Source organism: Enterococcus sp. DIV1090 (assembly GCF_050537975.1).
In the GTDB taxonomy this organism is placed as follows: Bacteria; Bacillota; Bacilli; order Lactobacillales; family Enterococcaceae; genus Enterococcus; species Enterococcus faecalis.
Window position 1 is genome coordinate 2,788,338 of the sequence record NZ_CP172917.1, and the last position, 21,563, is coordinate 2,809,900.

General features: G+C 41.3%; 13 protein-coding genes and 1 riboswitch. Of the genes, 5 read left to right on the forward strand and 8 right to left on the reverse strand.

Translation table 11 applies throughout. The annotated features are described in order from the left end of the window. Nucleotide 1: 1 nt before the first annotated feature. From IGL48_RS13570 to IGL48_RS13580, 3 genes are all read right to left on the reverse strand, one after another. On the reverse strand, nucleotides 2-469 hold the full coding sequence (locus IGL48_RS13570; RefSeq protein ID WP_002354782.1) for a Dps family protein: 468 nt from the start codon (nucleotides 467-469) through the stop codon (nucleotides 2-4). A gap of 127 nt (nucleotides 470-596) precedes the next feature. Continuing rightward, entirely contained in the window at nucleotides 597-1,316 is a 720-nt protein-coding gene (locus IGL48_RS13575; protein ID WP_048949303.1) for a DUF5105 domain-containing protein, read from the reverse strand. An 83-nt stretch (nucleotides 1,317-1,399) separates the two neighbouring features. Then, complete coding sequence (locus tag IGL48_RS13580; RefSeq protein WP_048949304.1) at nucleotides 1,400-2,920, reverse strand: gluconokinase; 1,521 nt, start codon at nucleotides 2,918-2,920, stop codon at nucleotides 1,400-1,402. A 108-nt stretch (nucleotides 2,921-3,028) separates the two neighbouring features. On the opposite strand from IGL48_RS13580, the gene IGL48_RS13585 reads away from it, so the two are divergent. Then, complete coding sequence (locus tag IGL48_RS13585) at nucleotides 3,029-3,721, forward strand: prepilin peptidase (protein ID WP_048949305.1); 693 nt, start codon at nucleotides 3,029-3,031, stop codon at nucleotides 3,719-3,721. 48 nt (nucleotides 3,722-3,769) lie between these two features. Here the strand turns inward: IGL48_RS13585 and rpoC are convergent, their stop codons facing one another. The 3 genes from rpoC to IGL48_RS13600 all read right to left on the reverse strand — a co-directional run bounded on the left by rpoC (nucleotide 3,770) and on the right by IGL48_RS13600 (nucleotide 11,837). Then, nucleotides 3,770-7,423: a DNA-directed RNA polymerase subunit beta' gene (rpoC, locus tag IGL48_RS13590; RefSeq protein WP_002354777.1), complete on the reverse strand. Its 3,654-nt coding sequence runs from the start codon at nucleotides 7,421-7,423 to the stop codon at nucleotides 3,770-3,772. A gap of 166 nt (nucleotides 7,424-7,589) precedes the next feature. Next, nucleotides 7,590-11,204 carry a DNA-directed RNA polymerase subunit beta gene (rpoB, locus tag IGL48_RS13595; RefSeq protein ID WP_010712913.1) on the reverse strand — a complete coding sequence of 1,205 codons (3,615 nt, stop codon included), beginning with the start codon at nucleotides 11,202-11,204 and terminating at the stop codon, nucleotides 7,590-7,592. Between the two features lie 417 nt (nucleotides 11,205-11,621). After that, nucleotides 11,622-11,837, reverse strand: coding sequence for a zinc ribbon domain-containing protein (locus IGL48_RS13600; RefSeq protein ID WP_002354768.1), 216 nt, complete (start codon nucleotides 11,835-11,837; stop codon nucleotides 11,622-11,624). A 138-nt stretch (nucleotides 11,838-11,975) separates the two neighbouring features. On the opposite strand from IGL48_RS13600, the gene IGL48_RS13605 reads away from it, so the two are divergent. Beyond that, nucleotides 11,976-12,968 carry a biotin--[acetyl-CoA-carboxylase] ligase gene (locus IGL48_RS13605; RefSeq protein ID WP_048949306.1) on the forward strand — a complete coding sequence of 331 codons (993 nt, stop codon included), beginning with the start codon at nucleotides 11,976-11,978 and terminating at the stop codon, nucleotides 12,966-12,968. Nucleotides 12,969-13,231: 263 nt separating this feature from the next. Here IGL48_RS13605 and IGL48_RS13610 read toward each other — a convergent pair whose 3' ends face one another. Then, the gene (locus IGL48_RS13610) at nucleotides 13,232-13,870 is read right to left on the reverse strand and encodes a lytic polysaccharide monooxygenase (RefSeq protein WP_002375448.1); all 639 of its coding nucleotides are present in this window, start codon (nucleotides 13,868-13,870) and stop codon (nucleotides 13,232-13,234) included. A gap of 426 nt (nucleotides 13,871-14,296) precedes the next feature. Then, nucleotides 14,297-14,463: riboswitch (M-box (ykoK) riboswitch) on the forward strand. Nucleotides 14,464-14,554: 91 nt separating this feature from the next. Here IGL48_RS13610 and IGL48_RS13615 point away from each other — a divergent pair. Then, nucleotides 14,555-16,171: a phosphatase PAP2/LCP family protein gene (locus IGL48_RS13615; protein ID WP_010824297.1), complete on the forward strand. Its 1,617-nt coding sequence runs from the start codon at nucleotides 14,555-14,557 to the stop codon at nucleotides 16,169-16,171. Nucleotides 16,172-16,728: 557 nt separating this feature from the next. Beyond that, nucleotides 16,729-16,872, forward strand: coding sequence for a type I toxin-antitoxin system toxin PepG1 (gene pepG1 / locus IGL48_RS13620; RefSeq protein ID WP_277813408.1), 144 nt, complete (start codon nucleotides 16,729-16,731; stop codon nucleotides 16,870-16,872). A 189-nt stretch (nucleotides 16,873-17,061) separates the two neighbouring features. Here pepG1 and IGL48_RS13625 read toward each other — a convergent pair whose 3' ends face one another. Then, nucleotides 17,062-21,030, reverse strand: coding sequence for a WxL domain-containing protein (locus IGL48_RS13625; RefSeq protein WP_025190648.1), 3,969 nt, complete (start codon nucleotides 21,028-21,030; stop codon nucleotides 17,062-17,064). 384 nt (nucleotides 21,031-21,414) lie between these two features. Here IGL48_RS13625 and IGL48_RS13630 point away from each other — a divergent pair, with 384 nt between their 5' ends. Continuing rightward, nucleotides 21,415-21,558 (forward strand): putative holin-like toxin, encoded by a 144-nt coding sequence (locus IGL48_RS13630; RefSeq protein WP_002396786.1) that lies wholly within the window; start codon nucleotides 21,415-21,417, stop codon nucleotides 21,556-21,558. The last annotated feature ends 5 nt before the right edge of the window (nucleotides 21,559-21,563 follow it).

A 21,563-nucleotide genomic window follows, 5' to 3' on the forward strand; every position in this document is an offset into this window, starting at 1 on the left:
ATTATGCGTCAATACCAGGCGCTTTGCCAAGTTTGGCTTGTAACATCCAAATATTTTTTTCGATGTCTGTTTTGTTTGCGATGAAAATGTCTTGTGTGCAGTCGTCGCCTTCTTCACCAGAAACTTCGATTCCTTTTGCGTAAAGGTCTGCTAAATAACGGTAGCCTGCTACTAATTTTTCCATACGTTCTGGAATGGTGCGGTCCCAGTTACCAATTTCATCTTCAATTTTTGTATTTTCTGCGAATTCACGCAATGTTGAGAATGGAGAGCCGTCCAATGTGATTAAACGTTCTGAAACAACATCTAATTGCTCATTGATTTGATCCATGTATTCATCCATTTGTGGGTGAAGTGTTAAAAATTCAGGTCCACGCATATACCAATGTGTTTGATGAATTACCACGGAAAATTGGCTTAAATCTGCAACGAGTTGGTTCAAAATTTCTTTTGTTTTTTCAAATTTCATTCTTTGTCATCCTCCTAAATATTATTTCTACACTCTTAGTGTAATATGAATTGTGAAAAAAGTACACTGAAAACCTTTCTTTTTTAAAATTATTATCAAATTATAATAATTACAATTAAGAATCTAATTAATTTCCTGAAATCGCTGTTTTTTCATCCGCAGTGACGACTTTTTGTTCCGCTTGAGTGAGGATCGTGTCGAGTGCCTCTGTCAACTCGTCAGTATCTTCTTTTCCTGTGACGAAAGCTAAAAAAAACTGATTCAGTCTCAGTTGCTCCGCTGCTGGCAAGTACCATTGTCCTTCTACTTGCTTAACTGTTAATGGCAGTTCAACTGGCTCATGGCTGACATTGATTTGTTGGATTTCTTTTTTTAAAACGGCTAACGTGTGCTGCATGTCTAGCGCTTGTGTTGCCTGTTGCGTTTGCTGAAGAAGAGCAGTGGTTGTATCTTCAATCGCCGTCACAAAATCTAAGCCCTTAATCTGAAAAGTGATTGTCGCTTGCCTATTCAATTCTTTCGTGGCTACTAGTTGATATGACGCTTTTTTCTTCACTTGAGCCAGTAATTCTGCGCTAAGCTTCTGGGCTTCAGTCTCGGTGACTTCAGCGTTCATTTCTTTTAAGCTATTGAAAAACTGCTTCTGGAACTGTTGACGGCTCGTCTGCAAATGCTCCGCTAAGACTTTCGGTTCACGAAAAGTTTGAGAGAATGTCTCTGGCTTTTCTTGATAAATAAAGTAATCTACCAACTGTTGCGCTGCTTTTTCGCCGGAACGAGACGGTGCACTGCAGCTTGCTAACGCCCCAATGAATAACAGAAATAGTGGTAGTAGCTGCTTCTTCATTCCTCATCCTCATTTCCTCAAGTCTTCGTCTCTCTTCTAGTTAAGCAACTTCTCAGCCATTTGTCAAAGCTATTTACTATCAATTATTTGCGGAATTCTGCTAATTTTTGATAACTTTGTGCTAAAACTTGTTGGGTTTCTTGAAAAACAGGATACAGTTCTTGATAAACTAGCAATTGATCCGCTCGTGGCGTGACCGCTTCATGAATCAGCACCTGTTGCGCCGCTGCTTGTAAATTTGGTAACTGCCCTAAGCCTTGCCAGCCTAGCAAAACAGCGCCTAATGCCGAAGCTTCGGTGCTATCAGTGAACGATAACGTTTCTCCCAGCACATCAGCCATGATTTGACGGAACACAGGGGAATCAGCAAAGCCGCCTGTCGCCCGAATCTCCTGAACGGGTCCACCGAGTTGTTTCAAATCCTCTAAAATAGTTTTTAAATTGAAACAGATGCCTTCCACCACCGCTCGAGCTAAATGTCCGGCATGGTGATTTTTGCGCAAGCCAATAAAACTTGCGCTCGCCTCTGCATTCCACAGCGGTGCTCGTTCACCAAGCAAATAAGGATGAAACAGTAAGCCATTTGCCCCAGCTGGCACGGTTGCAATTTTGGCCATAATTGGGTCATAGAGATTGGTCCCGTTTTGGATACCTTGCTGACGTTCTTCTGCAAAAATCGTTTGGCTCGCCCAATCTAACGCAACTGCACCATTACTACTTGCGCCACCAATCACCCAGTGCTGTTCATCTAGAGCAAAACAAAACGTTTCACCTTGCGGATGCAAAAAAGGTTCCTCGACAATATACCGAAGTGCGCCGCTCGTACCAACGGTCAAAGTCGCTACACCCATTCCTAGCGCTCCCAAACCTAAATTAGACAATGGACCATCCGCGCCACCAAGAACTAAAACCGTTTCCTCCTCAACACCAAGCATCTCTTGCCAAGAAGGCGCTAATGCTGGAAAAATGAACGTTGACGGGGCAACTTTTGGCAACTGTTCCTCCTCAATAGATAAATACGCTAAAATCGACGATTCCCATTGCCGCGTGTGAATATTAAATAAACCCATCCCTGAAGCACTACTATAATCTGTCCAGTATTCGCCAAAGAAACGGTAAAAAATGTAGTCCTTAATCCCAATAAACTTGGCCGCGCTCTGCGCAACGGCTGGCTGATTTTCCTGCAGCCAGCGAATCTTGTACAAAGGCGCCATTGGATGAACTGGCATGCCTGTCAATTGATAAAACAATTGGGCCGCTGGCGTTTCTTTTAACGCTTCCGCATAATCAGATGCTCGTGTGTCAGCCCAAGTAATCACTTGGGTCAATGGGCATCCTTGCGCATCCATGGCAATTAAGCCATGCATCGCTGAAGCAAAAGAAATGAGCCCAATTGGTTGATTCTTCACTTGTTGTGTGACGGTTCGAATACAGTTCACCACAGCTTGGAACAGCGTCTCTGGGTCTTGCTCCGCCATTCCTTCAGTCTCTTGAATTAATGGATAACGCACATAGCTAGAAGCTACAACTGTGCCATTTGCTTGAAAAGCCACTGCTTTGGCTTGCGTAGTGCCAACGTCGACACCAATCGCTAATTTTTCCATTTGATTCCCTCATTTCTTGTTTCTTTTATTATTCCTAACAAAAAAAGATTTGTCTAGTCAAACGAAAAAGTTTAAAAAAAGCGTAGTTTATTTTTAAGGAGGTAACCTATGTTTTTCTTGAGTCTCTTTTTGATTGGTGCCTGTTTCGGTTCTTTTTTATGCTTAGTGGCGGAGCGCTTACCAGTAGGGCGTTCTCTGTGGTGGCCCCCTTCCCACTGTCAAGGTTGCCACCAGCCTCTACAACTCTATGAATTAATTCCAGTTGTTTCGATTTTGCTGCAGCGCTTTCGTTGTCGAAAGTGTCAACAGCCAGTGGCTAAGAGTTATCTTTTAGCAGAACTTGTCATGGGCGGGTTAACCGCAAGCTGTTTTTCAGCTGGCCTGACGATTGATGCTTTGATTCTCTGGTGGTGGCTGACGAGTGCTTTCACATTATCCTTGATTGATTACTGGTATTTAGTGGTTGAACCGAAGATTCTTTATCCGAGTTTTTTTGTGCTTTGCTTGCTGAAAATGGCGGGTCAGCATTCGTTTTACTTACTGACTGGTCTTTTTTGTTTTTGTTTTTTCCGAGCCGTCTTATATTATTTTCCGGAAGCCATGGGGCGGGGGGATCTTTTGTTACTGGGTTTGTGGGGCTGTTTTTTACAGGTACCTCAGTTGCTGATGCTACTATTTTTTGCCAGTAGTTATGGCCTAATCTATGGCTACAGCTGTAAATTTTTGGGGTATCCAGTTGAACAGACACTTCCCTTTGTCCCCTTTTTAAGTTTAGGCTTACTCACAATCAGTTGGTTATAGCAAATAAAAAAAGCCGTAAGGAGCATGCTCCTTACGGCTTTTTAGGGTTTATTTATTGATGTTTTTCATCGCATCTTCAGCAGCCATTTGTGCTTCAATGTCTGAAATACTATAAACGTTTTCGCTAGCTACGCCAACTTCTTTTGGTTCCATGTTACGGTAACGAGCCATACCAGTACCAGCTGGGATGATTTTACCAATGATAACATTTTCTTTCAATCCAAGTAATGGATCTTTTTTGCCACGGATAGCAGCATCTGTTAACACGCGTGTTGTTTCTTGGAAGGATGCAGCAGATAAGAAGCTGTTTGTTTCCAATGACGCTTTGGTAATACCAAGTAAGACTGGACGACTAGTAGCAGGGACGCCACCAGCAACTAATGTGTCGTAGTTACGGTCTTTAAATTCTGCGATGTCCATTAATGTTCCTGGAAGGATTTCAGTGTCACCTGGATCCATTACGCGGATTTTACGTAACATTTGACGAACCATTACTTCGATATGTTTGTCGCCGATTTCTACCCCTTGCATACGGTAAACACGTTGTACTTCACGTAATAGGTAGTTTTCAACAGATAAAACATCACGAACTTGTAATAATTGTTTTGGATCAATTGAACCTTCTGTCAACGGTGCACCACGGTGGATGATGTCGCCTTCAGCAACTTTCATACGTGCAGTGTAAGGGACAGTATAGGTACGTGTATCTGTTTTTCCTTTGATGGTTACTTCTTTTTGACGTGTGGCAGGATCTTCAGAAATATCGATAACTTCACCGGTTACTTCTGTAATCACTGCTTGCCCTTTCGGATTACGTGCTTCAAAGATTTCTTGGATACGAGGTAAACCTTGAGTGATATCGTCACCGGCAACCCCACCGGTATGGAACGTACGCATGGTTAACTGTGTACCAGGTTCCCCGATTGATTGAGCGGCGATTGTACCAACTGCTTCTCCGACTTCAACGTCAGAACCAGTTGCCAAGTTACGTCCGTAACAGTGCTTACATACACCATGTTTTGTGTTACATGTAAAGACAGAACGGATGGTTACTTTTTCAATACCAGCGTCCACGATTTCTCTTGCAAGATCTTCAGTGATTAATTGATCCGCACCAATGATGATTGCACCAGTTTCTGGATGAACAACTGATTTACGTGTATAACGACCTAATAGACGTTCGTCTAATGGTTCGATAATTTCGTTACCTTCACGAATGGCTTCGATTTCAAGACCACGGTCAGTGCCACAGTCGTCTTCACGAATGATTACGTCTTGGGCAACGTCAACTAAACGACGTGTTAAGTAACCTGAATCGGCTGTCTTCAAGGCCGTATCGGTCATCCCTTTACGAGCTCCGTGAGTTGAAATAAACATTTCTAAGACAGAAAGTCCTTCACGGAAGTTTGAGATGATTGGTAATTCCATGATTCGTCCATTCGGAGCGGCCATCAAACCACGCATACCAGCTAACTGTGTAAAGTTGGAGATGTTACCACGGGCTCCAGAGTCAGACATCATGAAGATTGGGTTACGAGCTTCCATACTTTCGATCAGTTTTTGTTGGATTTCATCTTTGGCACCGTTCCAAACGCCGATTACACGTTCATAACGTTCGTCATCAGTAATTAAACCACGACGGAATTGTTTAGTAATTGTTTCAACTTGTTTGTGGGCAGCATCAATGATTGCTTGTTTTTCATGAAGAACCATGATATCGGCAATCCCTACCGTCATCCCAGCATAAGTTGAGTGTTTGTAACCTAAGTCTTTCATGCGGTCAAGCATTTTAGAGGTTTCCGTAATGTGGAATCTCTTGAAGACTTCAGCAATGATATTTCCAAGATTTTTCTTCTTGAATGGTAAAACTAATTCTTGCTCTTTAATGTGTGCAGGAATGTCTGTACCAGCTTCTACGAAGTATTTATCTGGTGTTTGAACAGTTAAGTTATAGTCTGTTGGTTCGTTCAAGTAAGGGAACTCAACAGGCATGATTTCGTTAAAGATGATCTTACCAACTGTGGTGATTAAGATTCGTTCTTTTTGCCAATCAGTAAATGGTTTGTCACCTAAAAGTGTTGTTTGAACCCCAATACGTGAGTGTAAATGCACGTAGCCATTTTGCCATGCTAAAACAGCTTCGTTCATGTCGCGGAAGATCATGCCTTCCCCTTCACGGCCTTCTTCTTCCATTGTTAGGTAGTAGTTACCTAAGACCATATCTTGAGATGGTGTAACAACTGGCTTACCATCTTTCGGGTTCAAGATATTTTGGGCAGCAAGCATTAACATACGAGCTTCTGCTTGTGCTTCTTCATTTAGAGGCACGTGAACCGCCATTTGGTCTCCATCGAAATCGGCATTGTAGGCTTCACACACTAATGGGTGAAGACGAATCGCACGACCTTCAACAAGAACAGGTTCGAAAGCTTGGATCCCTAATCTATGCAACGTAGGTGCCCGGTTAAGTAAAACTGGGTGTTCTTGGATAACTTCTTCTAAGATATCCCAAACTTCATCTTCGCCACGTTCGATTTTACGTTTCGCATTTTTAATGTTTGTCGCAATTTCACGTTGTACTAATTCACGCATTACAAATGGTTTGAATAATTCAATCGCCATTTCTTTTGGTAAACCACATTGGTACATTTTTAAGAACGGACCAACGACGATTACGGAACGACCAGAATAGTCAACACGTTTACCTAGTAAGTTTTGACGGAAACGACCTTGTTTCCCTTTCAACATGTGAGAAAGAGATTTCAATGGACGGTTACCTGGTCCAGTAACTGGACGGCCACGACGACCATTATCGATTAAAGCATCGACCGCTTCTTGTAACATCCGTTTTTCGTTTTGAACGATGATGCTTGGCGCATTTAAGTCTAATAAACGTTTTAGACGGTTGTTACGGTTGATAACACGGCGGTATAAGTCGTTTAAGTCACTTGTTGCAAAACGACCACCTTCCAATTGAACCATCGGACGTAAATCTGGTGGAATAACTGGGATAACATCCATTACCATCCAGCTTGGTTGGTTACCAGAGGCACGGAAGGCTTCTAAGATGTCTAAACGACGGATGGCACGTGTCCGTTTTTGACCAGAAGCTGTTTTCAATTCTTCTTTTAATTGCGCAACTTCGCCATCTAAATCGACGTTATCTAATAATTGTTTCACGGCTTCGGCACCCATAGCAGCTTTGAAGGCTTGGCCATATTGTTCACGTTTTTCACGATATTCGCGTTCCGTTAACAATTGTTTTTTCTCTAATGTTGTGTCACCTGGTTCGATGACAACGTATGAAGCAAAATAAATGACTTCTTCCAATGCACGAGGGCTCATGTCTAAAACAAGACCCATCCGAGATGGAATTCCTTTAAAGTACCAGATATGTGAAACTGGTGCGGCTAATTCAATATGTCCCATACGTTCACGACGTACTTTTGAACGAGTGACTTCAACGCCACAACGGTCACAGACAATACCTTTATAACGGATACGTTTATATTTACCACAAGCACATTCCCAGTCTTTGGTTGGACCAAAAATGCGTTCACAGAATAACCCTTCACGTTCGGGTTTTAATGTACGGTAGTTAATTGTTTCGGGTTTTTTAACTTCCCCATAAGACCAACTTCTGATCTTTTCTGGTGAAGCAAGCCCTATTTGCATACTTTCGAATTTATTTACATCGATCAAAAGGAATTCCCTCCATTTCCTTATTTAGAGAAGCTGAGTCAGCAACTTGTTAGCAAATGGCAAGCATCACTTGAAAGAAGGTCTGACGACACTTGGAACAAGTAATGGCTTGCGCAGTTGCAACAAAGTCGCAGTTGAATCAACTCATCAGAGTGGTAGCGACAAATTAGTCTCTGTCTTCGGCTGTTTCAATTTCTTGAACAACGTCTTGTGCTTCTTCTTTCACGACTGATTCTGCTTCTTTTTCCAGCTGTTTCGCTGATTGTTGTTCCGCAAATTTGGTTAGTGCGTCAACGGTGATTAAATCATCATCGTCATCGTCCATATCGCGTAACTCAATCTCAGCTTCCTCAATGTCCAAGACACGCATGTCTAAACCAAGTGATTGTAATTCTTTCACTAATACTCGGAATGATTCAGGCACACCTGGTTTTGGAATTGGTTCACCTTTAACGATGGCTTCGTATGTTTTCACACGTCCGACAACGTCATCAGATTTGTAAGTTAAGATTTCTTGTAATGTGTAAGCAGCACCGTAAGCTTCCAGTGCCCAAACTTCCATTTCCCCGAAACGTTGTCCACCGAATTGAGCTTTACCACCCAACGGTTGTTGCGTAACAAGAGAGTAAGGTCCGATTGAACGAGCATGCAATTTGTCATCAACCATGTGGGCTAATTTAATCATATACATGACACCAACGGAAATACGGTTATCAAATGGTTCACCTGTACGTCCATCGTAAAGAACTGTTTTAGCATCGCTAGCCATACCAGCTTCACGAACAGTTTCCCAAACGTCTTCATCGGTTGCCCCATCGAAAACAGGTGTTGCGACGTGAATACCTAATTGGCGAGCAGCCATACCTAAGTGTAATTCAAGTACTTGTCCGATATTCATACGAGAAGGTACCCCTAATGGGTTCAACATGATATCAACAGGTGTTCCGTCAGGTAAGAATGGCATATCTTCTTCCGGCATAATACGGGAAACAACCCCTTTATTTCCGTGACGTCCCGCCATTTTATCTCCTTCGTGAATTTTACGTTTTTGAACGATATAGACACGAACTAACATGTTGACACCTGGTGATAATTCATCGCCAGCTTCACGAGTAAAGATTTTCACATCATGAACGATACCGCCGCCACCGTGAGGTACACGGAGAGACGTGTCACGAACTTCGCGGGCTTTTTCCCCGAAGATTGCGTGTAATAAACGTTCTTCTGCAGATAATTCTGTGACCCCTTTAGGTGTGACTTTACCAACTAGTAAGTCGCCATCTTGAACTTCAGCACCAATGCGGATAATCCCCATTTCGTCTAAGTCTTTCAATGCGTCTTCCCCAACGTTTGGAATTTCACGGGTAATTTCTTCAGGTCCTAATTTTGTATCACGTGCTTCTGATTCATATTCTTCAATATGCACAGAAGTGTAAACATCGTCTTTAACTAAACGACGGCTCATGATAATGGCATCCTCGTAGTTGTAACCTTCCCATGTCATGAAGGCAACTAAGACGTTTTGCCCTAAAGCCATTTCGCCTTCTTCCATAGAAGGTCCATCCGCTAAAGTATCGCCTTTTTCAACTTTTTCACCTAAGTGAACAATTGGGCGTTGGTTGTAGCTTGTTCCTGAGTTAGAACGACGGAATTTTGTAACCATATATTTGTCTAATGCGCCATTGTCGCGGCGAACGCGAATTTCTTTTGCATCGACGAATTCTACGACACCGTCATGTTTACATAGTAAAGCAGCACCTGAGTCATGGGCTGATTTATATTCCATCCCTGTACCTACCCACGGAGAGCGTGGTTGAATTAACGGCACCGCTTGACGCTGCATGTTGGCACCCATCAAGGCACGGTTGGAGTCATCGTTTTCTAAGAAAGGAATACATGCTGTTGCGACTGCGACTACTTGTTTTGGTGAAACGTCCATGTAGTCAACTTTGTCTACGGCAACTTCTAAGTTTTCACTTTGTAGACGCGCCATAACAACATCATTGGCAAATGTGCCATCTTCATTTAAAACTGAGTTCGCTTGCGCTACGATATAATGGTCTTCGATGTCTGCTGTTAAGTAATCTACTTGATCAGTAACACGGCCTGTCGCACGATCAACACGGCGATAAGGCGTTTCGATGAAACCAAATTTATTCACTTTCGCATAACTAGATAAGCTATTGATCAACCCGATATTTGGTCCCTCAGGCGTTTCAATTGGACACATACGACCATAGTGAGAGTAGTGAACGTCACGAACTTCATAACCGGCACGGTCACGAGTCAAACCACCAGGCCCTAAGGCTGATAGACGACGTTTATGGGTTAACTCACCTAATGGGTTTGTTTGGTCCATGAACTGTGATAACTGTGAAGAACCAAAGAATTCTTTGATACTTGCTACCACTGGACGGATGTTAATTAATTGTTGTGGTGTCAATGTTTCTGTGTCTTGAATAGACATTCTTTCACGAACCACACGTTCCATACGGGCTAAACCAATACGGAATTGGTTTTGTAATAATTCGCCTACTGAACGAATACGACGATTACCTAAGTGGTCGATGTCATCGACATTACCGATATCTTCCATTAAGTTGAAGAAGTAGCTCATTGAAGCAACGATATCTGCTGGACGAACTGTTTTTACGCTGTCGTCTGGATAGCCGTTACCAATCACATTTACGATACGTTCAGGATCTTTTGGTGAAAGAACTTGAATCACTTGGATTGTCATTGGTTCAGTTACTACCGCATCTTCACTTGGATAGTAAGTTACGCTGTTTAAGCCGTTGTCAATGTATTCGCCTAATGTTTCCATGATTTGGTGTGTTAAAACCGTGCCTTTTTCGACAATGATTTCACCAGTTTCTGGATCAACTAGCGTTTCAGCTAAGGTTAAGTTTAAGAGACGTGTTTTTAAGTCTAATTTTTTGTTAACTTTGTAGCGACCAACGTTTGCCAAATCATAACGTTTTGGATCAAAGAAACGTGCAGTTAACAAGCTACGTGAGCTATCTGCTGTTTTTGGTTCGCCTGGGCGAAGACGTTCATAAATGTCTTTCAAGCCTTCTTCTGTACGAGAATCACTTGCATTTTTGTGTAAATCTTTTTCAATTGTGTTGCGTAAGCTTTCGCTGTCGCCGAAAATTTCGAAGATGGTATCATCTGAACCGAAACCTAAAGCACGAACTAACACAGTTAAAGGAATTTTACGTGTGCGGTCAATCCGAACATAAGAAATGTCTTTCGCATCTGTTTCCATTTCTAACCATGCACCACGGTTAGGAATGACTGTTGAGCCAAAACCTTCTTTGCCGTTTTTGTCCACTTTTCCATGGAAATAAACACCTGGAGAACGAACTAATTGGGAAACGATAACACGTTCTGCCCCGTTGATGATGAAGGTACCCATTTCTGTCATTAATGGGAAATCGCCGAAGAATACTTCTTGGGATTTAATTTCACCTGTTTCACGGTTGGTTAAACGTAATGTTACATGTAATGGCGCAGAATAGTTGGCATCATGTGCGCGGGCTTCTTCTACTGTGTACTTTGGTTCTTTTAATTCATAGTCAACAAATTCTAAGGATAAGTTTCCTTGGAAATCATCAATTGGTAAAATGTCTTCAAACATTTCACGAAGTCCCTCATCTAAAAACCATTGATAAGAGTCTGTTTGGATTTCAATTAAATTTGGTAATTCCAATACTTCACTGATACGTGCGAAACTTCTACGTTCGCGATGCTTTCCGTATTTTACTACGTGTCCAGCCAAGCTCTTCACCCCTCTAGTTATAAGTCTATCAAAACACCGATCCGAAAAATTACATTTACGTTACATATATTAAATATATGTAACAAAAAGCATTTTTTGCAGTTTTTAAGCAAAAAAAAACCAAAAATAGAACATGCTTCCGAAAAATTTTCTGGCGTTTCTACTTTTGTTTTCCTATAAAAAACCGGAACGGACAATATTTCGCTCCTGCTTCGTCACTTTCAGATAGTTTTTGCTCTATAGATTCTACTACCTTTGTCTAGAAAAGTCAAGGGTTTCTTTAAGGTTTTCTTTTTCATAAAAAGGAGTTTTTTTATAAAGGGTTTTAATGAAAAAATGCGTAATAAATAATTACGCATTTTCCCCTATCTTCCTCTTCACACAAAAAAACGAATGCAAAGATGCATTCGTTTTTGACTAACCGCCACCTAATAAAAAGTCTAGGACATTCATGCCGCCGCTTGTTTGACTGCGGTAAAGTTCGGTGTAGCCGCATTGGGTACAGCTAATTGTAATAAATTTTTTATTTTGAACATCAAAAATTTTCGCAAAGTTCCCACCTGTTGCTTGAAATTGGTCCGACACATAGTGCATGTTGCCACATTTCTCACAAACATATTGTTGCTTTTCCATTCCCCTCACTCCTTCTCAATAAAACAAGTATAGCAAACGCCTGCTTCATTTTCCTCCATCCTAAGATGGATTTTTTCACTAGTTGACCAAGCCTTTTCCTTTCCGCTACAATAAGCATAACGAATCGGAGGAAAAAATATGTCGACAAAAAGCCAAGTCCTAACTTTATTGATGAAACAAACGCCCGCATTCCTTTCCGGCGAAGAGATGGCACAACGTCTGTCCTTATCTCGCACAGCTATTTGGAAAGCGATTAATGAATTGAAAAAAGATGGCTATCAAATTACTAGCGTGCAAAATAAGGGGTATCGCCTTGAAAAATCAGATGTCCTTTCTGCAGAAGGCATTCAGTTGGCATTATGGCCACAAACACCGCCTTTAACAATTACCGTCCTAGAAACATCTGAATCTACCATGACCGATGCTAAGCGGGCGATTTTAGACCAGACGCCCGACAATACTTTGATTGTTGCTGACATGCAAGAAATGCCGCGGGGCAGGTTCGGCCGACCATTTTTCGCTACGCCAAGTAAAGGGATTTACATGAGCATGGTGCTTCAACCGAACCAAAATTTTGAAGAAATCGCCCAATATACTGTGATTATGGCCGTAGCGGTCGCTCGAGCAATGGATGCTCTGGCAGGCGTTCAAACAGAAATTAAATGGGTCAACGATCTTTATTTAAACGGCAAAAAAGTTTGCGGGATTTTGTCGGAAGCCATGAGCAATGTGGAAACAGGGCAGATTTCTAATGTTATCATCGGCATGGGGATTAATTTTTCAATTACAGAAACCGAATTTCCTGAGGACATTCGGCAGAAAGTGACTTCCCTTTTTCCAGATGGTGAACCGACGGCGACGCGAAATGAATTAGTCGCCAACATTTGGAATCATTTTTACCAGATTTTAGACGAACGTTCAACGAAAGACTTTTTAGAAGAATACCGTCAACGCTCCTTTGTGATTGGCAAAGACGTCGCTTTTACCCAAAACGGGCAAGACTTCCGCGGCGTTGCGACAACCATTAATGGAAATGGCGAATTGATTGTCCAGTTGCCTGATGGCACGGCCAAAACGTTGTCTTCTGGGGAAATTAGTTTGGACCAGATTGGTGAATGGCGTCGAGGTTAAGTGGGGAAATTTAGAAAAAAGCAAGTGGGACATCAGTCGTTTTGACTGATGTCCCACTTGCTTCTTCTGAAGATAATCAGCTGAACAAAAGCAGCCCCTTCGGAAATAAGCCGAAATTGACTTTCTCACACAAGTGTTCGGCATATCTTAATCCTTCCAAGTGTTGAGAATCACGAAGAACGTAGTGATTCGATGATGAACAGAACCTACTTGGTTCTTGGCGCTAAGCACTTTTGTCTCAGCCACATTATCTTGATACCTGATTATTGAACATTAACATCTATCGCTTGATAAAATGAATTAATCGTGTCATTGATATCCCAAACGGCATAAATAACATGGTATCCTTTCCTATCAGCGGGAATATTTATTCTGTGTGTTTCTGTATCATTGACCATAAATCCTTGACCAGGAGGTAAATCTTGACCGATTGGTTGCCCTACTATGCCAATCAGTTCCATTTCGTCCATCGTTAATGGTGCATTAGGATTCCATCCAGGTTTCGTCATATAGTATCTAAAACGATTGGTCTTATGTTTTGCCGTCATCACCCATTTAAAATTATTCTCTCCTGTTGTTATATTACTTTTTACCCAACGAGTGGCTGTTTGTTCATCTAGTTTGGAATAGCTTGCTAAGCCAGCTGAAGGCAACCTTCCATTTAATTGACCCGTGTCTAATAATTTAGTTGGCGCTTCAATTCCTTGGGGTGTCGTGATAATTTCTGGCTGTGAGCTGTCTTGACCAGGTCCCCATCCAAATCCGTTTGCTTCCGCATTTTTGACTCGACTGACTGGGCTATCAACATAGCCGTGTGCATAACTCTGCTGTGCATCTCCTAAAGCAAAAACACTGATCATCGTTGCGCCTACTGCAATTATAAATAACATCATTTTTTTCATGTATATCGCTCCCTTATAAGCAAAACCCTTCAAAAAACATGTAATCTTAATCAACTGAAACATAAAATCTCCACAACATCATTTTTACTTTTTCGATAGCGACCATCAACTTTGTGCACAATTATTGTCGACATATTTATTTTAAATGAACTAGCAATTCAATAGCAACTGTCCGCCTTTTTTACTGAAAAAAACTTATAGCACTCTTATAAAAAATGTTTGTTTTTTAATTTATCATTATTGAACACCAACTATTTATAGCGGTTAACCGAGAACAGCCTTGTACACTTTTTTAAGAATGCTCAAGTACTGTTTTTTTAACTGCTTCACTTCCCCACACCTTTAAATTTATTTAAAAAACAATAAATTTTCTTAAACTTCATTGTGAGAACCGCTGCATAAATTCTATACTTCTAGCGTTAGATAAAATAACCTTGTTAGGTGAGGCTCCTATCCAAACATAGGCTATTGCGCAGAAATGTCGAAAGACACCAATGTGTAAAACAGGAATGGTCGAATTAAGGCTCTTCTAAAAATAGCTAAGAGAAATCTTTACGTTGGATAGTGCTAAAGCTCAGACGATGAGAACCGATTGGCTTGCTGTGTCCTGTTTAGTCGCAAGCGCTTATTTACAATCGATGCTGGCTTAGTCTACTCTTTCAAGGGAAAAAGAAAGGGATTCTCATGCAAACATCGAATAAAAAATTTCCACTTTATGCCCTAACAACGCTTGGTTTTACTTTCCTCACTTTGTTAGTGGCGGCTAGTCCAAATTGGTTTCAACAAATGGACGAAGCTATCTATCACATCAAATGGCAATTAAATGCCCCACTTTTAACAGCGGTCAATCTGTTAGCAAAAACAGCCACGATTGGACCAATGCTGCTATTCTTCTTATTATTGATGGTATACCTTTTACGCAAAAAAGAAAAAATCCTAGCCTTTTGGGCTGTCAGTAACCTATTAGCTGTCGGCTTTTTAGGGAGCGTTTTTAAACATGTGGTGGGTCGGGCTCGACCAAACCTAGGCGCTTTAGCTGATCGAAGCTCTGCTAGCTTTCCCAGCGGACATTCATTGTTAGCAATGGCGCTGGTCTGTACGATTTTGATCATTTTGGCCTATCTTCATGTCGAAAAAACCAAAGGCATCAAAATTTTCTTACTCACTTATTTAGTTTTGATTGTGTTAGGTCGCTTAATCTTACGCGTTCATTATCCTAGTGATGTCATCGCTGGGATGCTCCTAAGTTATAGCTGGATCAACTTTTCATTTCAAATTGTTCAACGTTATTTGCCGACACCTGAACCAGAGGAAGCAGAAGTACCGACACAACGCCGGCGCCGCCATTCTCGTAAAAGAAAAAGTTTATTCGTGGTCTTCAGTTTAACCCTTTTATTTTTAGGCACACTTTCTGTTTCGGCTTACGGCGTCAGCATGTATCGCAATTTGCAAAAAACGGCGAATACCATGTATAAACCAAGAAAATCTTCCACGAAGAGTCCCGATTTAGCCAAAGGGGAACCGGTTAGTTTCTTAATTATGGGAATTGCGAATGACTCAAAACGCAAAACCGATTACCGCTCCAACGCCCTAATGGTGGTCACAGTGAATAATCAATTACAAAAAACTACCATCACTAGCATCCCACGTGACTACTATGTGGAAATGGCTGGCACCAATGGCGAATACAATAAAATCAATGCGGCCCACGTTTTCGGTGGTGCCGATATGCAAATTAAAACGGTTGAAAATGTCTTGCACATCCCAATCAATCATTACTTTTCAATTGATATGGATGCTATGAAGGACCTTGGCGATGCGGTGGGCGGCGTCACTGTTGACAATGCCTTTGCTTTTGACGCTGAAGGGATTCATTATCCGAAAGGCAAACAGCATTTAGGTGGCTGGGAAGCTTTACAATACGCGCGCATGCGTTACGAAGACCCCGAAGGCGACTATGGTCGTCAACGCCGCCAACGAGAAGTTTTAATCGAATTAACCAACAAGCTACTTTCTTTTAACAGCTTGCTAAAATATCAAGAAATTCTGGACGTAATCGGCGAACATGGTGAAACCGACTTGTCCTTTGACCAAATGATGGCAATGCTAAAAAAATACACCCCCGCACTAAAAACGATTGAAACCGATCAATTAAAAGGCTACGATTACACTGGCGATGGCGTGACAGGTATTGAAGGTATTTCTTATCAACTTGTGGAAGAGAGTGAACGTCAACGTGTCGAAAATGCCATCAAAGAACAAATGAACCTCTCTACGAAAGACACTGAACAATCACAATAACGACTAAAAAACAGCGCCCCTTAATGAAAGGGGCGCTGCTTAACTTTGGCTAGTTAGACGGTCATTTCAAAATGTAAAAATTTTGTCACCGTTAGTAACGGCTCTACATCAGAGAGGTATGTTACAGCATATCTCTCTTTTCATTGCTATTATAGCACAATTACCTAAAAAATATATTGGAAACTAATTATTTTTTGTTTTACATAGTATACTCTAAGCGTAGAGAAGTTATGGCGGCGGCAAGCGCACAGGAACATGCGCTTTGCAACAAGAATCGCAACGTTAATCTTCGGAATCCTAAAAGCTGTTAAAGAAGACAAGAAAAAATAACCGTCTACTTTGACCAAGTACGGTTATTTTTAAATAATCCAAAAGGTCACCGTCTTAAACCGCTCTACACTAGAGAGGTATGTTGGCGCATACCTCTCTTTTCATTATTATTATAGCACACTTTCCTAAAAAAATATATTGTAAACTAATTATTTTTTAGCCCCACATAATGTATGTGTAGAGAAGTTATGGCGGTGGCTATCCAATCTGAAAGAGAGGTGATGCGTATGCACGTATTTCCGAAATTCACAGAAAGGAGAGGCCTTTTGTCAGCATATGAAACAATTCAGACAATTCTTGGGTTTGGTATGTTTACCATTGCTTTGATTGCGCTGATTGTGAAATTGCTTAAAAATGACAAGAAAAAATAACCGTCTACTTTGACCAAGCACGGTTATTTTTAAATAATAAAATTGGTCACCGTCTTAAACGGCTCTACATCAGAGAGATATGTTGGAAGCATATCTCTCTTTTCTTTATCATTATAGCACAACAACCCTAAAAAGACCATCAATAAAAAATGCCTGAGCCTCCTATTTCAAGGCTCGGGCATTTTTATTTTAGGGACCAGTCACCAAATTCCAAGTGACCGCAGCATTGTACTGTTGTCCTTTGGTTCCTTGGTTGGCTGGTACTTCTAATTTAATGTTCTCAAACGTAAAATCCAGTTGGTAGACGTCACTACCTGTGAACTGTTGGTTTGCGACAACACTGGTTGCCACATTATTCGCCGTTAAGCTCAAAGAACTAGTCTTACCAACTGCTTTGATTTGTTCGGTTGCTTCGTTATAATTTGTAAAACTTGAAACATTCGCTGGACCTAACAATAAACGAGTCGCTGTTGGCAGACTATCTGTGGTTGCTTTCGGTTGAGATAGTTGCGCTGTCATCTGCCAATTCGGTTGATTTTTCTTAATTCGCAAGTAAGGATTGCGTGTACCATTTTCGTAGTAATCGGCCGCTTTTTTCAAGCCTGATTGTTGCGTTTTACTAGCAATATTCATTTTTCCAAAATCAAAGGTTGGCACGCTGATAAAGCCTTCTGTTGGTGTAATTGTTCCTTGGGTTGTATCTGTCAGACGTACCGCATCCGCGGCGCTCACTGTCGCAAAATTTCCTGTAACATCAAGGGTTGCCGTCAAGCGTTGGTCTGATGTTCCTGAAATTTTGGTGCCAACAAGCGTCACGTTGGCTGTTTGACCTGCCGGTATTTCAAGACCTGTTAAGCTGATTCCTTCAGACCAAGTAGTCGCCGTTACTGGATAAATTTTCGGTGCTTGTCCGTCCAATTGGACAGAAAGTGACGTCGGCGTACCAATTCCTGCAGGCCAAGTAGTCGCTGATTTCACTGTCAGCGTTTTAAGTGGTGCCAGGCTAGTATTTTTCAGTGTTGCCACCCAATCTACACTATCGTCATTATTCACGACACGGTTGGTGCTGGTCAAAGTTAAAGCAGCAGTCGGCGTTTCTTCTTCATAGACCGCCGTCATATCGTCATTATCATCAAAATCCACCAAATAATTAGGAGTAGCCGTTGTTTTTAAGGTCGTTGGCTTGGTGGTTCCTTTATACCAACCAACAAACTTATAGGTTTTTGCCCCAGCCGCATAAACGCTTGGTAAAGCTTTTGAAGCAGTATAAGTAAAAGGATCACTGGTGACTGTGACTTGATTCCCTTGCGTAAATCCTTGAGGTGGCGTGATTTTTGCGCCAGATTTATCTACAAAGTTTTCAGTCACTCGGCGATTGGTCGCATAGTAATAGATTGGCTTATTAGGATACATTTCTACGCCTGTTGGTGCCACGCTACTTCGAATTAACGTAGCTTTGTACAAACTAGAGAAACTTTGTGTAGGCTCTTCTTTCCAATGAAACTCAATTATTTTGTATTGATTGGCTTTGACTTTCGAAGCAGAAAAGTAAGGTGGTTGTGCCCCCTCAACATACAGATTACCACTAAACATATTCTCAACACGCCCTGCAACTGGATAATCTAGTCCTTGGTAGTTGGCAGGTTTGGTAAAAGAAATTTCTTGGTATTGTCTTGGAATCGTAATCAATGAATTTTTTGTTCCATAGAAATTCATCTGGGGAGTCAATACATATTCCTTTTGCGGGATCGTCAAAGTTTTAACGTTGCCTGTACTGTCGACAGCTGAAACATTACTTAAAACCGTACTCAGCCCATCGATTGTTTCAACAATATCCGTAGTCACCTGAAACCCTGTCGGCTGAAGCAATTGCCCATCTTCCCCAACAAAACCAAATGTCACCGCATTTCCGCCGTATTTAATTTCTTCGTAAACAACGGTTAAATCATCGTTATCATCGAAAGTTGTATCATACTCAGGCGTTCGACTCGTTTCCAATACCTTAGGTTTGGTTTTGCCTTTATACCAGCCTTTAAATCGGTATGCTTTATTGTTTAAAAAATAACTAAACGGCAATTCCTTTGCCAATTTAAAATGATAAGTATCACTGTCAATCACCGTTTGATTCCCTTGCGTGAAGCCTGTAGGCATCGGTACCTCAGCACCTGCTTCATTAACATAGTGTTCAGTGACGCGGCGGTTTTCTAAGAAATAGTACATCGTGTTATCGGTCGTGAAATAAGCTGGATAAATCTCGGTCGTCGCCATGTTTAAAGTTGCACTAAATCCCGTGTTGGTAACGTCAGGTTGCCAACTACTTCTGTACATACGATAGCTATGAGGCGTCGGTAAATTATATAAACTATAGCGAGTGCCATCCGTTGTTATCCGTTCATCTGCCTGACCACTAATATGCCTTAACAGCGTTGTCGCCAAAGGATAGGCGGTCGTTGAGCCAGTGTAGAATGAACCAGGTGTGACTGTTGGAATTTTATAGCGCTTGGGAATAGTCAACCGAAAATCGGTTACCCCAGAAGAAGCAACTTTAATTTTAGGTACATAGGTTAGTGTTTGGCTAGGAACGGTTAACTGTTTTAAATTGCCTACATTAGCGCCTGTAATAGCCCCCACCTTCTGGACCACCTTATCCTCGACAGTTGTTAAGTTCGCCTGAATGTCTACATTCGTTGGCGCAACAAGCGCCCCTTTTTCATCAACAAAGCCAAACTTATAGGTAACTTCTGGAATAGTAGTGGTCATTTCTTTCACTTCATCATAAAAAACATATAAATTGTCGGCACCATCGTAAGTGACATCAAACTCTGGCGTCAATGAGGTTTCTAACTTAACGGCTTTCGGATCCGCTGGTCTTGCAGGCCCTTTATACCAGCCTTTAAACTGGAAATGACGATTCCCAGAACTAAAGAATTCTGGAAAAGCTTTTGGCGCTTTATAGTGAAAATTTTCTGAATCAACTACTGTTTTTGAAAGACTGGCATTATACCCTGGAGGATACGCTGGTAAGCCATTCGGGGTCATGTCATTATAATAAATGTTAACCCGTTTGTTAGGCACATAATAGTAAATGTGATCATCCGTAGTCAGATAAGCTGGTGTGCCGCCTGCAGTAGCCATGTTAAAGCCACGCGCAAACATATTTCCCGCTGGATCATTGTCCCAACTAGCACGAGAAAAGACAAACTGGTTAGGGATACCTGATACAAACATATTCAGCCTCGCGCCTGTGGTTTCCTCATTCGATACTTCTCCTGTAACATTCACCTGTTTCGTCACTGCCATTGGATAGATTTGTCCAGTGTAATTCGCACTGGGCGTGATTTTCGGAACATTATAGAACCGCGGCAAAGTAATCTTTTCATTTTGGATGCCGGAAAAATCATAACTCTTTATGGCTGTATCCCCAGACAAAGCTACTTTCGGCACCGTCAATTGCTTCGTGGTTCCCACATTATTAGTGGCCACGGCCCCGACTTTCGTCAAAGCGCCTTGCATAGTAAACTTCATAATATCCCCAGTAATCGAAACTTTCGCTGGATCAATAAAACGACCACTTTCATCTAAAAACGACATTTTGTACGTCTTCTCTGGAATATCGAATGTCTGCACTGCTCGCTGCGCACGCAGTGATTCTGGTGTATTAACTATTATTGGACTCGTCACTGACGCTTCAACTTGCCCGACTACTTGTTCAGTCTGTTCTGGTAGCTCTTCATCAGCTGGCGGTACGCCTACTTCCGTATCTGCCTCTGGAAAAGAAACGGGCGCCCGTCCTTGAACCCCCTCTGACGGGACTACTGTTTGGCGGTCCTCCCCTTGAACATCTGGGGCCGCCATGGTTTCAGCAATTGCTGGGATGCCATTTAATGAACTGATTAGTAAAGAACCACACAAAGCGATTGCAAATAAACGGTTTCTTTTTTGATTCATGCCATTCTCCTTTTTTATGTAACTTTTTATTGTTATTTTTATTGTCCTATGTATGATTTTTTGTATGATTTTCATTTTATCAAAAAAAGGCCCCACTGAAATTTTAAATTTTGATACGACAACTTGATATTTCCAATGATTCCTTTTATACCAAGGAGGAGCCACTGTTTTTTGGTAAAAAACAGCCTGGAAATCAGTGGAATTCACCATTTTCTCTCTAATTTCCGCTGATTTTTCTTGATATTTATTGAAAAAAACTCAAAATGTTAGTAATCAGAACTAACATTTTGAGCTTTTCTTCTCTATTCTTAACAATTAGGGAACAGGAAAATCTTTTAAAGCTGAAAAATGACAAGAAAAAATAACCGTCTACTTTGACCAAGTACGGTTATTTTTAAATAATAACGGGTCACCGTCTTAAACGGCTCTACACTAGAGAGGTATGTTACAGCATATCTCTCTTTTCATTGCTATTATAGCACAATTACCTAAAAAAACATATTGGAAACTAATTATTTTTTAGCCCTACATGGTATAATAAAATTGTAGAGAAGTTATGGCGGCGGCTATCCAATCTGAAAGGTGGTGGTGCTTATGAATGTAAGTACTAAAATCTATGAAAGGAGAGGCCTTTTGTCTATCGCAGAAGCTTTAGCTCTGATGATTAGTTTCGGTTCTTTTATCGCAACGTTAATCTTCGGAATCCTAGAGGCTGTTAAAGAAGACAATAAAAAATAACCGTC